Annotated in this window: 10 protein-coding genes, 9 tRNA genes and 3 rRNA genes; 20 read left to right on the forward strand and 2 right to left on the reverse strand. The window is 41.8% G+C overall.

Going from position 1 to position 16,346, the window contains the following annotated elements; genetic code table 11:
• Positions 1-47 precede the first annotated feature (47 nt).
• Entirely contained in the window at positions 48-1,115 is a 1,068-nt protein-coding gene (locus tag NSQ40_RS00805; RefSeq protein WP_018783612.1) for an Mrp/NBP35 family ATP-binding protein, read from the forward strand.
• A 71-nt stretch (positions 1,116-1,186) separates the two neighbouring features.
• Here the strand turns inward: NSQ40_RS00805 and gerD are convergent, their stop codons facing one another.
• On the reverse strand, positions 1,187-1,807 hold the full coding sequence (gene gerD / locus NSQ40_RS00810; RefSeq protein WP_003205520.1) for a spore germination lipoprotein GerD: 621 nt from the start codon (positions 1,805-1,807) through the stop codon (positions 1,187-1,189).
• Positions 1,808-1,945: 138 nt separating this feature from the next.
• Here gerD and NSQ40_RS00815 point away from each other — a divergent pair, with 138 nt between their 5' ends.
• The gene (locus NSQ40_RS00815) at positions 1,946-2,560 is read left to right on the forward strand and encodes a KinB-signaling pathway activation protein (protein WP_006093095.1); all 615 of its coding nucleotides are present in this window, start codon (positions 1,946-1,948) and stop codon (positions 2,558-2,560) included.
• 215 nt (positions 2,561-2,775) lie between these two features.
• On the opposite strand, the gene pdaB is transcribed toward NSQ40_RS00815, so the two are convergent.
• Positions 2,776-3,540 (reverse strand): polysaccharide deacetylase family sporulation protein PdaB, encoded by a 765-nt coding sequence (gene pdaB / locus NSQ40_RS00820; protein WP_006093094.1) that lies wholly within the window; start codon positions 3,538-3,540, stop codon positions 2,776-2,778.
• Positions 3,541-3,937: 397 nt separating this feature from the next.
• On the opposite strand from pdaB, the gene NSQ40_RS00825 reads away from it, so the two are divergent.
• From NSQ40_RS00825 to glmM, 18 genes are all read left to right on the forward strand, one after another.
• Positions 3,938-4,156: a hypothetical protein gene (locus NSQ40_RS00825; RefSeq protein WP_003194409.1), complete on the forward strand. Its 219-nt coding sequence runs from the start codon at positions 3,938-3,940 to the stop codon at positions 4,154-4,156.
• A 222-nt stretch (positions 4,157-4,378) separates the two neighbouring features.
• Positions 4,379-5,930 (forward strand): 16S ribosomal RNA (locus NSQ40_RS00830).
• Positions 5,931-6,076: 146 nt separating this feature from the next.
• Positions 6,077-8,998: ribosomal RNA gene (locus NSQ40_RS00835) — 23S ribosomal RNA — on the forward strand.
• Positions 8,999-9,100: 102 nt separating this feature from the next.
• Positions 9,101-9,216 (forward strand): 5S ribosomal RNA (gene rrf, locus NSQ40_RS00840).
• Together the 16S, 23S and 5S rRNA genes with 9 tRNA genes alongside form the textbook arrangement of a ribosomal RNA operon.
• Before the next feature lie 8 nt (positions 9,217-9,224).
• A tRNA-Asn gene (locus NSQ40_RS00845) sits at positions 9,225-9,299 on the forward strand.
• Between the two features lie 4 nt (positions 9,300-9,303).
• A tRNA-Thr gene (locus tag NSQ40_RS00850) sits at positions 9,304-9,376 on the forward strand.
• A 23-nt stretch (positions 9,377-9,399) separates the two neighbouring features.
• Positions 9,400-9,474, forward strand: a tRNA-Glu gene (locus tag NSQ40_RS00855).
• A gap of 5 nt (positions 9,475-9,479) precedes the next feature.
• Positions 9,480-9,555, forward strand: a tRNA-Val gene (locus NSQ40_RS00860).
• A 16-nt stretch (positions 9,556-9,571) separates the two neighbouring features.
• Positions 9,572-9,655 (forward strand) — tRNA-Tyr (locus NSQ40_RS00865).
• 65 nt (positions 9,656-9,720) lie between these two features.
• A tRNA-Gln gene (locus NSQ40_RS00870) sits at positions 9,721-9,795 on the forward strand.
• Between the two features lie 5 nt (positions 9,796-9,800).
• Positions 9,801-9,876, forward strand: a tRNA-Lys gene (locus tag NSQ40_RS00875).
• 5 nt (positions 9,877-9,881) lie between these two features.
• Positions 9,882-9,953, forward strand: a tRNA-Gly gene (locus NSQ40_RS00880).
• 10 nt (positions 9,954-9,963) lie between these two features.
• A tRNA-Ala gene (locus tag NSQ40_RS00885) sits at positions 9,964-10,036 on the forward strand.
• A 162-nt stretch (positions 10,037-10,198) separates the two neighbouring features.
• Positions 10,199-11,344: a glycerate kinase gene (locus tag NSQ40_RS00890; protein ID WP_033795818.1), complete on the forward strand. Its 1,146-nt coding sequence runs from the start codon at positions 10,199-10,201 to the stop codon at positions 11,342-11,344.
• A 220-nt stretch (positions 11,345-11,564) separates the two neighbouring features.
• Positions 11,565-12,458, forward strand: coding sequence for an arginase (gene rocF / locus NSQ40_RS00895; protein ID WP_003194411.1), 894 nt, complete (start codon positions 11,565-11,567; stop codon positions 12,456-12,458).
• Between the two features lie 251 nt (positions 12,459-12,709).
• Positions 12,710-13,537, forward strand: a complete 828-nt coding sequence (gene cdaA, locus NSQ40_RS00900; RefSeq protein WP_003204777.1) for a diadenylate cyclase CdaA — start codon at positions 12,710-12,712, stop codon at positions 13,535-13,537.
• Positions 13,530-14,993 (forward strand): CdaR family protein, encoded by a 1,464-nt coding sequence (locus NSQ40_RS00905; RefSeq protein WP_018767177.1) that lies wholly within the window; start codon positions 13,530-13,532, stop codon positions 14,991-14,993. Before cdaA ends, NSQ40_RS00905 begins: the two co-directional genes overlap by 8 nt.
• A complete protein-coding gene (gene glmM, locus NSQ40_RS00910; protein ID WP_018767176.1) occupies positions 14,986-16,332 on the forward strand; it encodes a phosphoglucosamine mutase in 1,347 nt (448 codons plus the stop codon). The genes NSQ40_RS00905 and glmM overlap by 8 nt, the downstream gene beginning before the upstream one ends.
• The last annotated feature ends 14 nt before the right edge of the window (positions 16,333-16,346 follow it).

Raw genomic sequence — 16,346 nt, forward strand, 5'->3', positions numbered from 1 at the left:
ATTTATTTAACATGACTTTATTTTTCATACAGGGGGCTGGGCTGATTATGGTAACGAAAGAGCAAGTAGTGGAGGCGCTTGAAGGGATTAATGATCCATTTCTACATAAAACATTAAAAGAAACAAATGCAATTAAAGAGGTAAATATAAAGCCTGAGAAAGAGCATGTCAGTGTTAAAATTGCAATTGTAAAAACAGGGACTGCTGAACAAATGCAATTGCAGGCTACTATTGTGAAGCTTGTGAAAGAACTTGGAGCAGCAACGGTTGGTTTGCGTTTCGCTGAATTTACAGAGGAAGAGCTAGCGCAGTTTGCGCCACCACAAGAAGAGAAAGAAAGTCAATCTTTATTATCAGAGCATTCTAAAACAACATTTTTAGCAGTTGCAAGTGGAAAAGGTGGAGTTGGTAAATCAACTGTTTCTGTAAACCTTGCGATTTCATTAGCTCGTTTAGGAAAGAAAGTTGGTATTATTGACGCTGATATATATGGCTTTAGTGTGCCTGATATGATGGGAATCGAAAAACGTCCAATCGTAAGAGGCGATAAAATTATTCCAGTGGAGCGCTTAGGGGTAAAAGTAATTTCAATGGGCTTCTTTGTAGAAGACAATGCTCCTGTTATTTGGAGAGGGCCAATGCTTGGTAAAATGTTAAATCACTTTTTTACAGAGGTGGAATGGGGCGATTTAGACTATTTAGTATTAGACTTGCCACCAGGTACAGGGGATGTGGCTTTAGATGTTCACTCAATGCTACCATCTTGTAAAGAAATTATTGTAACAACGCCTCATCCAACAGCGGCATTTGTTGCAGCTCGTGCAGGTGCTATGGCACTTCGTACTGAACATAGTATTCTTGGGGTTGTTGAAAATATGGCTTACTTCGAGAGTAAAGTAACCGGTGAGAAAGAGTATGTGTTTGGAAAAGGCGGAGGAGATAAGTTAGCCGCAGAATTACAAACAGATGTATTAGGACGAATCCCACTTCAGCAACCAGATTGGAATAAAGAAGATTTTGCGCCATCGGTATACGAGGATACACATAAAACGGGTGTCATCTATCGGACGATAGCTGAGCAAGTTATTGATAGAACATCAGTTAAACAAAAATAAATTTATGCAAGTAGAAAAATTCCCCATCCTGTATGTGGTGATGGGGAATTTCCTATGTGCAAGGAGTTGTTTTATTTTTGCTCTTTGCTTCCGCCTTTTGAACCGCCTTCTCCGCCAGATTCTTTTTTTTCAGAGCCGCCGCTCTTTTCGGCTTTTTCAATACCTTTGCTAATGATATCAATTATCTTAGTTTGGAAGAGTGGACTTTCAGCGGACTCTGTTAATACTTGTTGTAAATATTGACGATACTCTTTGCTTTTCATTGTTTGTAGCATCATCTTCTCTACTTCGGGGTTTTTCATAATTTCTATAACGCCTGCTTGATATTCAGGGTCTTTTAATAGAGTTTTCATTAAGGCTGTTTGTTCTTTACTGATACTTTTTGCGAATTTCGCTGAAAACTCTGGGTCTTTAAATAGTTTTTCCCAAAGCTGCTGCCCTTTTTCGGATACCATCGCATCTTCAATCGTTTTTTTGACCACAGTTTCATCCAATATAAGTGCTTGTTTCATTTTCTCATCTGTTAATACATCTTGAATTGCTTTCTTTCCTTGATCGGTTTTTAAAATATCGACAATCATTTTTTTTGTTTGATCGTAATCTAATTCAGATTTCGCTTCTTTTCCTTGTGCACATGCGACAAGTACAGTAAAAAGAAGTGAAGAAACTAAAACGAGCAGCATCCGTTTCATTAGCTGGAGCTCCTTTCAACACAGTTCTCTTTTTTAATATAAATATCTTAGAGGAATTTATACATGTTCATGGCTAGCTTTTTGAAATTGTCATTGATACAATTTAAGTAGAAATATATCAATAATGGGGGATGTGTTGTGAATAGCCGAAAATGGGTACGACTATTTTTAACGACGTTGCTACTTGGGGGGATTAGTACAATCCTTATTGGTTTTATTTTAGGATGGGACAAGTACGCTAAATTTTTTCAAAATTTCGACGGTAAAGAGATTCTAATGATTTCTTTTTGGTTACTTGGCGTTGGTTTTATTTTTAGTGTAATTAGTCAAATGGGCTTTTTTGCGTATTTAACAGTTCATCGTTTTGGACTAGGAATGTTCCGATCGTCTGCTCTTTGGAACGCAGTTCAGCTCTTTTTCATTGCATTTGTACTTTTTGATTTTGTTTATTTAAGATCGGTACTCGTTGCAAATGGAGATGTTTCGTTTGGGAATAATATTCTTGTAGCAGGAATGTTGTTTTTATTTGGAGCACTTGTAGCCTATATAAAGAGTAAAGAGACGAATAAAAAAGCGTTTATACCGGCTTTATTCTTTATGGTCGTCGTAACAATCCTTGAATGGGTACCGGCGCTTCGGATTAATGATACTGATTGGTTATATTTGATGGTTATACCACTTTTATTGTGTAATGCATATCAGTTACTCATATTACATCGTTTAATAGGACAAAGAAGTAAATCAGTTAGTTAACAATATACGAGTGAAAAAGGATACAGCACCTTTCGTATGGGGTGCTGTATCCTTTTTAGTATGGGGGATTTTTATCCTGTGCTATTTGCGGACAGTAACACTTCCACCTCAAAATTCAGCGGAATTAAAGAGGTTAGGTGCAAGATGAACGGTCCATAAAAGCCCGATTGGTGAGGGCTAATAATCAGCGGGAAGAATTCCTACTGATTAAAGTTTTACTTTATGTCATTACTTCTTGCACTTGTGTTAGAAATAAGCTGTGATACAGATACTTGCTCATAGCCATCGCTTTTTAATTTCTGCAGGAGCAGCGGTAGAGATTTATTTGTTTGAAGTGCCGAATCGGAAGCGTGTAATAAAACGATGTCTCCACCTCGTAGATTGTTAGCAACTGTTGATACAATTTTATTTACACCAGGGTTTTTCCAGTCGTTTGAATTATTACTCCAGTGTACAACAGTATATCCAAGAGACTCTGCTACTTTGAGAACTGTTTTATTAAATTCCCCACTAGGAGGCCGCAAGAGCTTGACTTGTTTTATGCCAAGCTTTGTAAACACATCTTGCGAACGTAAAAGGTCTCTTCGCATTTCGTTCGCCTCCAAAGAAGTATAAGATGTATAATTATATCCCATACTGCCAATTTCGTGACCATCCTGTATAATCCGTTCGACAATATCGGGGTGTCGTTCTGCCCATGCTGCAGAAAGGAAGAAAGTCGCATTTTTAATTTCTCTTTCTTTTAAAGTATCAAGAATAGGAACTGCTTTTTTATCTCCCCAGCTAATATCGAATGTTAACGCAACTTGTTTTTTTGCGGTATCGCCTTTGTAAATGACTTTTGGACCAGTTGCAGTTGAAAAAGCCGATTGATGAGAATATGTCTTAAAAAAAAGAAGCCATGCTGTAAACAAGGACAGTATAATAATTAAACTAATGTGCTTAAATTTACGTTTACTTGTTATAAAAAAGAAAAACATAATACTCCGCCCCTTTGTCCAATCCTTTTCAGTTACTTATATGCTCAAAAAGTTGAAAAGAGAACTGAACGATTAATATCGTAGGAAATGGATATAATGGACAATATAGTATGAATTGTAATTTTGGTGGTGATGCATTCGTCATTAGAGTTGATGAATATATTACGTTATTTTATATATATGTTTTGATTTTCTAACATATAAGTCGCTGCTAGGAAGAACAAAGGGTGATCTGCACTCGTTTCTCTCTTTGTTTTAATTTGGCATAGGGCGCGGAAAGAGGGTCTGATCGCTCCTATGCATGACCGGATGTTCTCTTCCACCTAAAGATTAGAGTTTATGTGGGTTTTTTAATTTGTATTTATATAGGCATATGAGTAATTGTTGAGGTGATAGTTTGCTTGGGATTATGATTACAAAAGAAGAACAGAAAGAAATAGAATATGTATTGAAGAGAGAGCTGGATGAGCTTTTATTTGATTTTGCAGACGAGCGAATACATGATGTCGTAAAAAAGACAATGGAAGAACGATATAAAATTCTCTTTTGTTTATTTAGAAGAGTAGCAAATACAGAAGAATGCATCCGTTATGTAAGAAAAAGAATTTTTTATTAAAAAGTGTTGACTCAAGTAGTTAATATATGATAAATTAATAACCGTCGCTGATGCGGAACAGCAGAAAGCGAAAAAAGAAATTAAAAAACTTAGTTGACATCTAAAAACGAAGATGTTAACATAAGGAAGTCGCAAATGAGCGGCAAACAAGTTCTTTGAAAACTGAACGAAACAAACAACGTGAAACGTCAATTTTTATTTTAGATGCTAGACAAACTAACTTTATTGGAGAGTTTGATCCTGGCTCAGGATGAACGCTGGCGGCGTGCCTAATACATGCAAGTCGAGCGAATGGATTAAGAGCTTGCTCTTATGAAGTTAGCGGCGGACGGGTGAGTAACACGTGGGTAACCTGCCCATAAGACTGGGATAACTCCGGGAAACCGGGGCTAATACCGGATAACATTTTGCACCGCATGGTGCGAAATTCAAAGGCGGCTTCGGCTGTCACTTATGGATGGACCCGCGTCGCATTAGCTAGTTGGTGAGGTAACGGCTCACCAAGGCAACGATGCGTAGCCGACCTGAGAGGGTGATCGGCCACACTGGGACTGAGACACGGCCCAGACTCCTACGGGAGGCAGCAGTAGGGAATCTTCCGCAATGGACGAAAGTCTGACGGAGCAACGCCGCGTGAGTGATGAAGGCTTTCGGGTCGTAAAACTCTGTTGTTAGGGAAGAACAAGTGCTAGTTGAATAAGCTGGCACCTTGACGGTACCTAACCAGAAAGCCACGGCTAACTACGTGCCAGCAGCCGCGGTAATACGTAGGTGGCAAGCGTTATCCGGAATTATTGGGCGTAAAGCGCGCGCAGGTGGTTTCTTAAGTCTGATGTGAAAGCCCACGGCTCAACCGTGGAGGGTCATTGGAAACTGGGAGACTTGAGTGCAGAAGAGGAAAGTGGAATTCCATGTGTAGCGGTGAAATGCGTAGAGATATGGAGGAACACCAGTGGCGAAGGCGACTTTCTGGTCTGTAACTGACACTGAGGCGCGAAAGCGTGGGGAGCAAACAGGATTAGATACCCTGGTAGTCCACGCCGTAAACGATGAGTGCTAAGTGTTAGAGGGTTTCCGCCCTTTAGTGCTGAAGTTAACGCATTAAGCACTCCGCCTGGGGAGTACGGCCGCAAGGCTGAAACTCAAAGGAATTGACGGGGGCCCGCACAAGCGGTGGAGCATGTGGTTTAATTCGAAGCAACGCGAAGAACCTTACCAGGTCTTGACATCCTCTGACAACCCTAGAGATAGGGCTTCCCCTTCGGGGGCAGAGTGACAGGTGGTGCATGGTTGTCGTCAGCTCGTGTCGTGAGATGTTGGGTTAAGTCCCGCAACGAGCGCAACCCTTGATCTTAGTTGCCATCATTAAGTTGGGCACTCTAAGGTGACTGCCGGTGACAAACCGGAGGAAGGTGGGGATGACGTCAAATCATCATGCCCCTTATGACCTGGGCTACACACGTGCTACAATGGACGGTACAAAGAGCTGCAAGACCGCGAGGTGGAGCTAATCTCATAAAACCGTTCTCAGTTCGGATTGTAGGCTGCAACTCGCCTACATGAAGCTGGAATCGCTAGTAATCGCGGATCAGCATGCCGCGGTGAATACGTTCCCGGGCCTTGTACACACCGCCCGTCACACCACGAGAGTTTGTAACACCCGAAGTCGGTGGGGTAACCTTTTTGGAGCCAGCCGCCTAAGGTGGGACAGATGATTGGGGTGAAGTCGTAACAAGGTAGCCGTATCGGAAGGTGCGGCTGGATCACCTCCTTTCTATGGAGAATTGATGAACGCTGTTCATCAATATAAGTTTCCGTGTTTCGTTTTGTTCAGTTTTGAGAGAACTATCTCTCAGAAATAAATGTATGTTCTTTGAAAACTAGATAACAGTGTAGCTCATATTTTTTTAATTTTAGTTTGGTTAAGTTAGAAAGGGCGCACGGTGGATGCCTTGACACTAGGAGTCGATGAAGGACGGGACTAACGCCGATATGCTTCGGGGAGCTGTAAGTAAGCTTTGATCCGAAGATTTCCGAATGGGGAAACCCACCATACGTAATGGTATGGTATCCTTACCTGAATACATAGGGTAAGGAAGACAGACCCAGGGAACTGAAACATCTAAGTACCTGGAGGAAGAGAAAGCAAATGCGATTTCCTGAGTAGCGGCGAGCGAAACGGAATCTAGCCCAAACCAAGAGGCTTGCCTCTTGGGGTTGTAGGACATTCTATACGGAGTTACAAAGGAACGAGGTAGACGAAGCAGCCTGGAAAGGCTCGTCACAGAGGGTAACAACCCCGTAGTCGAAACTTCGTTCTCTCTTGAATGTATCCTGAGTACGGCGGAACACGTGAAATTCCGTCGGAATCTGGGAGGACCATCTCCCAAGGCTAAATACTACCTAGTGATCGATAGTGAACCAGTACCGTGAGGGAAAGGTGAAAAGCACCCCGGAAGGGGAGTGAAAGAGATCCTGAAACCGTGTGCCTACAAATAGTCAGAGCCCGTTAATGGGTGATGGCGTGCCTTTTGTAGAATGAACCGGCGAGTTACGATCCCGTGCGAGGTTAAGCTGAAGAGGCGGAGCCGTAGCGAAAGCGAGTCTGAATAGGGCGTTTAGTACGTGGTCGTAGACCCGAAACCAGGTGATCTACCCATGTCCAGGGTGAAGTTCAGGTAACACTGAATGGAGGCCCGAACCCACGCACGTTGAAAAGTGCGGGGATGAGGTGTGGGTAGCGGAGAAATTCCAATCGAACCTGGAGATAGCTGGTTCTCCCCGAAATAGCTTTAGGGCTAGCCTTAAGTGTAAGAGTCTTGGAGGTAGAGCACTGATTGAACTAGGGGTCCTCATCGGATTACCGAATTCAGTCAAACTCCGAATGCCAATGACTTATCCTTAGGAGTCAGACTGCGAGTGATAAGATCCGTAGTCAAGAGGGAAACAGCCCAGATCGCCAGCTAAGGTCCCAAAGTGTGTATTAAGTGGAAAAGGATGTGGAGTTGCTTAGACAACTAGGATGTTGGCTTAGAAGCAGCCACCATTTAAAGAGTGCGTAATAGCTCACTAGTCGAGTGACTCTGCGCCGAAAATGTACCGGGGCTAAATACACCACCGAAGCTGCGAATTGATACCTATGGTATCAGTGGTAGGGGAGCGTTCTAAGGGCAGTGAAGTCAGACCGTAAGGACTGGTGGAGCGCTTAGAAGTGAGAATGCCGGTATGAGTAGCGAAAGACGGGTGAGAATCCCGTCCACCGAATGCCTAAGGTTTCCTGAGGAAGGCTCGTCCGCTCAGGGTTAGTCAGGACCTAAGCCGAGGCCGACAGGCGTAGGCGATGGACAACAGGTTGATATTCCTGTACCACCTCTTTATCGTTTGAGCAATGGAGGGACGCAGAAGGATAGAAGAAGCGTGCGATTGGTTGTGCACGTCCAAGCAGTTAGGCTGATAAGTAGGCAAATCCGCTTATCGTGAAGGCTGAGCTGTGATGGGGAAGCTCCTTATGGAGCGAAGTCTTTGATTCCCCGCTGCCAAGAAAAGCTTCTAGCGAGATAAAAGGTGCCTGTACCGCAAACCGACACAGGTAGGCGAGGAGAGAATCCTAAGGTGTGCGAGAGAACTCTGGTTAAGGAACTCGGCAAAATGACCCCGTAACTTCGGGAGAAGGGGTGCTTTCTTAACGGAAAGCCGCAGTGAATAGGCCCAAGCGACTGTTTAGCAAAAACACAGGTCTCTGCGAAGCCGTAAGGCGAAGTATAGGGGCTGACACCTGCCCGGTGCTGGAAGGTTAAGGAGAGGGGTTAGCGTAAGCGAAGCTCTGAACTGAAGCCCCAGTAAACGGCGGCCGTAACTATAACGGTCCTAAGGTAGCGAAATTCCTTGTCGGGTAAGTTCCGACCCGCACGAAAGGTGTAACGATTTGGGCACTGTCTCAACCAGAGACTCGGTGAAATTATAGTACCTGTGAAGATGCAGGTTACCCGCGACAGGACGGAAAGACCCCGTGGAGCTTTACTGTAGCCTGATATTGAATTTTGGTACAGTTTGTACAGGATAGGCGGGAGCCTTTGAAGCCGGAGCGCTAGCTTCGGTGGAGGCGCTGGTGGGATACCGCCCTGACTGTATTGAAATTCTAACCTACGGGTCTTATCGACCCGGGAGACAGTGTCAGGTGGGCAGTTTGACTGGGGCGGTCGCCTCCTAAAGTGTAACGGAGGCGCCCAAAGGTTCCCTCAGAATGGTTGGAAATCATTCGTAGAGTGCAAAGGCATAAGGGAGCTTGACTGCGAGACCTACAAGTCGAGCAGGGACGAAAGTCGGGCTTAGTGATCCGGTGGTTCCGCATGGAAGGGCCATCGCTCAACGGATAAAAGCTACCCCGGGGATAACAGGCTTATCTCCCCCAAGAGTCCACATCGACGGGGAGGTTTGGCACCTCGATGTCGGCTCATCGCATCCTGGGGCTGTAGTCGGTCCCAAGGGTTGGGCTGTTCGCCCATTAAAGCGGTACGCGAGCTGGGTTCAGAACGTCGTGAGACAGTTCGGTCCCTATCCGTCGTGGGCGTAGGAAATTTGAGAGGAGCTGTCCTTAGTACGAGAGGACCGGGATGGACGCACCGCTGGTGTACCAGTTGTTCTGCCAAGGGCATAGCTGGGTAGCTATGTGCGGAAGGGATAAGTGCTGAAAGCATCTAAGCATGAAGCCCCCCTCAAGATGAGATTTCCCATAGCGTAAGCTAGTAAGATCCCTGAAAGATGATCAGGTTGATAGGTTCGAGGTGGAAGCATGGTGACATGTGGAGCTGACGAATACTAATAGATCGAGGACTTAACCATATAATATGAAGCAAGTGTTATCTAGTTTTGAGAGAATATAAAAAAACTTGTTGACTTTTCAAGTGAATAAGTTATAATAATCATTGTCTCAAATGAATAATGTCTGGTAATGATGGCAGAGAGGTCACACCCGTTCCCATACCGAACACGGAAGTTAAGCTCTCTAGCGCCGATGGTAGTTGGGACCTTGTCCCTGTGAGAGTAGGACGTTGCCAGGCAATATTATTCCGCAGTAGCTCAGTGGTAGAGCTATCGGCTGTTAACCGATCGGTCGTAGGTTCGAGTCCTACCTGCGGAGCCATTATGCTTCCATAGCTCAGCTGGTAGAGCACTTCCATGGTAAGGAAGAGGTCACCGGTTCAAGCCCGGTTGGAAGCTTGGGAACAGTTTTAAATTTTTTTGGCCCGTTGGTCAAGTGGTTAAGACACCGCCCTTTCACGGCGGTAACACGGGTTCGAATCCCGTACGGGTCACCACTTTTGGAGGATTAGCTCAGCTGGGAGAGCACCTGCCTTACAAGCAGGGGGTCGGCGGTTCGATCCCGTCATCCTCCACCATATATTTTATAATGTCGGAGGGGTAGCGAAGTGGCTAAACGCGGCGGACTGTAAATCCGCTCCTTCGGGTTCGGCAGTTCGAATCTGCCCCCCTCCACCATTTTCAAAAAAACAACCTGAAAAGGTTTATTTTTTTGAAAAGACAACCATACTAGTAAATATTAATGGGCTATAGCCAAGCGGTAAGGCAACGGACTTTGACTCCGTCATGCGCTGGTTCGAATCCAGCTAGCCCAGCCATTTACGAGCCATTAGCTCAGTTGGTAGAGCATCTGACTTTTAATCAGAGGGTCGAAGGTTCGAGTCCTTCATGGCTCACCATTTTCGCGGAAGTAGTTCAGTGGTAGAATACAACCTTGCCAAGGTTGGGGTCGCGGGTTCGAATCCCGTCTTCCGCTTTTTTACTTCGGGGCCTTAGCTCAGCTGGGAGAGCGCCTGCCTTGCACGCAGGAGGTCAGCGGTTCGATCCCGCTAGGCTCCATTATAAATTAGAAAAAACCTTACATCTTTTGATGTAAGGTTTTTTGTTTATCTTGCTTAATAAGGATGAGTTTCCATTCATTTCGTTTACAATAGAAAGATAGAGTGAAATATACCATTTGAATTGAAGTGTGTTGGAATAAGGGGAATGGAGGGATCGGTGTTGAAAATTGTTATTGCATCTGATTCATATAAAGAAAGCTTACGAGCGATAGAGGTATGTAAGGCTATTGAAAAAGGATTTACTAAAATTTTTCCTGAAGCTGAGTATGTAAAAGTCCCGATTGGAGATGGAGGAGAAGGTACAGTCCAGTCCCTTGTTGATGCCACAGGAGGAAAGATTATTCCACTTCATGTAACAGGTCCACTTGGTGAGCGTGTAGAAGCATTTTACGGCATTTCTCAAGACAAAAGAACAGCGTTTATTGAAATGGCAGCAGCATCAGGATTACAGCATGTTTCAGTTGAAAAGCGAAATCCTCTTATTACAACAACAAAAGGAACGGGAGAGCTTATATTAGATGCACTGGATAAAGGCGTACAGCACATCATTTTAGGTCTTGGAGGAAGTGCAACGAACGATGGGGGGGCCGGAATGCTCTCTGCCTTAGGTGTAAAATTTTTAGAGAAAGATGGACGAGTAATAGAACCTGTCGGTGGAAATTTACATTCTATTGATTCTTTAGATTTATCGAAGTTGGATTCTCGTTTAGCACATGTAAAACTAGAGGCGGCGTGTGATGTAGATAATCCTTTGACAGGACAAAAAGGAGCATCTTTTGTATTTGCAAAACAAAAGGGAGCAAGTGCAGAAATGATTGCACAGTTAGATGATAACTTAAAGCGTTATGCCCATGTATTAAAAAAATATTTACATATTGATGTGGAAGAGATTGCAGGTGCAGGAGCTGCGGGGGGATTAGGCGCTGCTGTTGCTGCTGTACTACAAGGGGAATTAAGAAAAGGAATTGAAATTGTATTAGATTATACAAATTTTGATGAACATATAAAAGAAGCGGATCTAGTTCTTACAGGTGAAGGAAGGATAGATGTACAAACAGCTTATGGAAAAGCTCCAGTTGGAATTGCTAGACGGGCAAAGAAACTTCATATACCCGTTATAGCTATTGGGGGTTCCGTGCTCCCTAATCACATTTCAGTTTATAAAGAAGGAATAGATGCTGTGTTTGCTGCCACATCAGGTCCAATGACATTAGAGGAAGCATATATAACAGCAAAGGAAAATATTGAAATGTCCGCACGAAATATCGCATCTGTATGGAAAATAGCATCAGAAAGACGTCTCTAATATAGGAGGCGTTTTTTTACTTTCAATTATTTATGAATACATGTGTAATGAGGTTTCCTGGGAGGCGTTTCGTTTTATACATAAAATAGCTTTAGGATATTGGTTTCTACGTAGATATGGGTGAATAAGGTGCATATACATACAAAAAAATGTCGAGTTGAGTCAGACTATAGAAAAGATTTAAAATATTTAGTGAAGGCATAAAAGGGGGAGACTATCTATGAAGAAAGAAATTTCAATCGTTGGAGTTCCAATGGACTTAGGGCAAATGCGTCGTGGGGTTGATATGGGACCAAGTGCAATTCGTTATGCAGGAGTAATTGAAAGAATTCAAAATATTGGGTATGACGTAGAAGATATCGGAGACCTATGTATTGAAAGAGAACAGGAAATAGATGAAAATACAAAATTAAGAAACCTTACACAAGTTGCACATGTTTGTGATGAATTAGCAAGTAAGGTTGATCATATTATAGAAAAAGGTCGTTTTCCACTTGTATTAGGTGGTGACCATAGTATTGCTATCGGGACACTTGCAGGGGTGGCAAAGAACTATAAAAATTTAGGTGTTATTTGGTACGATGCACATGGGGATTTAAATACGGAAGAGACATCACCATCTGGAAACATCCATGGTATGTCACTTGCAGCAAGTTTAGGTTATGGACATCCTTCACTCGTTAATTTATATGAAGCGTATCCAAAGGTTAAAAAGGAAAACGTTGTTATTATCGGTGCGCGCGCGTTAGATGAAGGTGAAAAAGAATTCATTCGTAATGAAGGAATTAAAGTGTTTACAATGCATGAAATTGATCGTATGGGAATGACTGCCGTTATGGAAGAAACGATTGCATATTTATCTCATACAGATGGTGTTCATTTATCATTAGATTTAGATGGACTTGATCCACATGATGCACCAGGAGTTGGAACACCTGTAACTGGTGGATTATCATATCGTGAAAGTCATTTAGCGATGGAAATGTTATCGGAGGCTGATATCATTACATCTGCTGAGTTTGTTGAAGTAAATCCGATTTTAGATGAGAAAAATAGAACGGCAACAACAGCGGTAGCTTTAATGGGTTCTTTATTCGGTGAAAAACTAAAATAAATGTAAGAAAAGCAGCTGAAATGCTGCTTTTTTTTATTTTAAAAAAAGAGTATAATAATGAGTTATATTATACCGCTTTACAAGAAAAGTTCGACATCTTACCAATTTTCACCAAGGGGGTGTCGTTGTAATTGTCGTTTCTTTCATGTATGGTATAATTAACTAGTTGTTGTAAATACATACAGATAGAGCAAAATAATAATATTTCAGTATATGGATAAAATTGCTCATAAGTAGGAGGAAGGGTTAGCATGCCTTTTGGAGATATGAACCTTTTGAAATATCTCAGTACGATATTAGATATCGCCGTTGTGTGGTTTGTTATATATAAGCTAATTCTTGTAATCCGAGGAACAAAAGCTGTTCAACTTTTGAAAGGGATTACAGTTATTATTATCGTTCGTATATTAAGTTATTTATTTGAGTTGCATACATTGCAGTGGCTCACGGACCAAGCTTTAACATGGGGATTTTTAGCAATAATTATTATTTTCCAACCAGAGCTTAGACGAGCGCTTGAACAATTAGGAAGAGGAAGTTTGTTCTCCCGTGGAATTGGTCAGGAAGAAGAAGAGCATGAAATCGTTGCGAATGCTGTGGCAAAGGCAACTGAATATATGGGGAAACGACGCATAGGTGCGCTTATTACATTATCTAGAGAAACTGGAATGGGAGATTATGTAGAAACCGGGATTCCTTTAAATGCGAATGTGTCATCAGAACTACTTATTAATATCTTTATCCCTAATACACCGCTTCATGATGGAGCAGTGATTATGCAAGGAAATACGATTAAAGCAGCAGCTTGTTATTTGCCATTATCGGAAAGCCCGTTCATATCAAAAGAATTAGGAACGCGTCACCGGGCTGCGATGGGAGTTAGTGAAGTAACTGATAGCATTACAGTGGTTGTATCAGAAGAAACAGGCCAAATCTCTTTAACCAAAAATGGAGAATTGCATCGTGACTTAAAAGTCGAACAGTTAAAAGAGATGCTTTTAGCAGAGTTTAGTGGAAATGTGAAGACAACTTCTTCATCTTTATGGAATTGGAATTGGAGGAGAAAGCGTCATGGATAAGCTAATGGAGAACCACTGGTTTTTAAAAGGAATTTCATTACTATTGGCGTTAATGCTTTACATGTCAACGAATTTGTCAGATAAAAACACGACAGGGAATACGAGTGCATCACTTTTTCCAACAGGTGATGTAACGGAGACAGTATCTAACGTTGTAGTAGCAGTAAATTATGATGAAGATAAATATATTGTAAGTGGTGTTCCAAAGTATATAAAAATAAAATTGGAAGGGCCAAAAAATGTAATTACTGCAGCAAGGTCGCAACGTGAGTTTGGAGTATCTTTAGATTTACGTGGGTATTCTACAGGAACATACGATGTTCCTTTAAAGTATACCGGGATGGAAAACAATTTAAAAGCAACAGTTCAACCGGCGAAAGTTAAAGTTACGATTCAAAAGAAAGCAAAAAAGTCATTTCCTGTGGAAGTAAAGTACTCAAATGAGAGTCAAATGCAAGGAAGTATGGTTGAAAAACCGACTATCAAACCAGGAACTGTTGAAGTTATGGGTACAGAAGAGGAACTAGCAAAAGTCGCGCTTGTCAGGGCGTATGTTGATTTGAAGGGGATAACAAAAACAGTAACAAAGACAGCCGAAATTGTACTGTATGATGAAGAGGGCCGGAAATTAGACTTACAAACAACACCGTCTAAAGTAAATGTTACAATCCCAGTTTCAAATCCAACTGCGACAAATAATATTGAAAAAACTGTGCCACTAACTTATGTGAAAAGAGGAAGTCTACCAGAGGGGTTAGCGGTTACAAACATCGGTATCGAACCAAATGAAGTGACAATATCAGGCCCAAAAGATGTTTTGGATAATATAAAGTCCTTGGAGGGCGTCGAAGTAGATCTTAGTAAAATTACGGAATCTACAACATTCGATGCCTCTGTTTTATTACCGAAAGGTGTAACCAATGTAAGCCCCAGTCAAGTGAAGGTTTCTGTCGAAGTGCAAAAACAAAAAACTGTAAAGCATAAGACAATAGATGGCATTTCTATACAAAAAAATGGATTGTCAGATGAATTCACTTTACAACTACTTTCTCCACAAAGTGGAAAGATAAGCGTTGATATTTCAGGAGAAGCAAGTATAGTAGATAAAATAACAGCGGCGCAAATAACAGCATCAATTAATCTACAAAACATATCTTCTGGGACGCATGATATTCCAATTCAGGTTAGCGGTCCTAGTAATGTTTCAATAGAAGCAAAACAAAAAACTGTAAAGGTAACCCTTGTAAAGAAAGAAAAACCAGATCAAGAAGTACAAGGTAAGCCGGAGCAACCAGATTCACAAAAAGATAAAGAGAATGAAACAGAAAAACCAACAGAAAAACCAACAGAAAAACCAACAGAAAAACCAAAAGAAGAACAGAACAAAGAATCTGAAAAAGAGAATGAAGCAGAAAAACAAAAAGAGCAAAATAAAGGAGCGAATAGCAATGGGTAAATATTTTGGTACAGATGGTGTGCGCGGTGTCGCGAATAAGGAATTAACGCCTGAATTAGCGTTTAAAATTGGTCGTTTTGGAGGGTATGTATTAACAAAAGATACAGATCGTCCAAAAGTGATTATTGGTCGTGACACACGTGTATCTGGTCATATGCTAGAAGGTGCGTTAGTAGCAGGATTATTATCAACTGGAGCAGAAGTTATGCGCCTTGGCGTTATTTCAACGCCTGGGGTTGCTTACTTAACAAAAGCATTAGATGCACAAGCAGGTGTTATGATTTCAGCATCCCATAACCCAGTACAAGATAATGGAATTAAATTCTTCGGTTCAGATGGGTTTAAACTAACTGATGAGCAAGAAGCTGAAATTGAAGCTTTATTAGATAAAGAAGTAGATGAATTACCACGTCCGGCAGGAACAGAGCTTGGACAAGTGAATGACTACTTCGAAGGTGGACAAAAATACTTACAATACATTAAACAAACTGTAGAAGAAGATTTCTCAGGTTTACATATTGCTTTAGATTGTGCGCATGGTGCAACATCTTCTTTAGCACCATATTTATTTGCAGATTTAGAAGCTGATATCTCTACAATGGGTACTTCACCAAACGGCATGAATATTAATGACGGTGTTGGTTCTACACATCCAGAAGGTTTAGCAGAATTAGTAAAAGAAAAAGGTGCAGATATTGGACTTGCCTTTGATGGTGATGGAGACCGTTTAATTGCAGTAGATGAAAAAGGAAACGTTGTTGATGGGGATCAAATTATGTACATCTGTGCGAAGTACATGAAAGAAACTGGTCAATTAAAACATAACACAGTTGTTTCAACAGTTATGAGTAACTTAGGTTTCTACAAAGCACTTGAAGCAAACGGTATTACAAGTGATAAAACAGCAGTTGGTGATCGCTATGTAATGGAAGAAATGAAACGCGGCGGTTATAACCTTGGTGGTGAACAATCTGGTCATATTATCTTGCTTGATTACATTACAACTGGAGATGGAATGTTAAGTGCACTTCAGCTTGTAAACATTATGAAAATGACGAAGAAACCATTGTCTGAGCTTGCAGGTGAAATGACAAAGTTCCCACAATTATTGGTGAACGTTCGTGTAACAGATAAGAAATTGGCATTAGAAAATGAGAAAATTAAAGAAATCATCCGTGTGGTAGAAGAAGAAATGAACGGAGAAGGACGTATCCTTGTTCGTCCTTCTGGAACAGAGCCACTTATTCGAGTTATGGCAGAAGCACCAACACAAGAACTTTGTGATGGATATGTACATCGTATTGTAGAAGTTGTGAAAGCTGAAGTTGGCGCTGAATAATTCACCAATTTCAT

Origin of the sequence: Bacillus sp. FSL K6-6038 (assembly GCF_038050455.1) — a bacterium.
Lineage (GTDB): Bacteria > Bacillota > Bacilli > Bacillales > Bacillaceae_G > Bacillus_A > Bacillus_A pseudomycoides.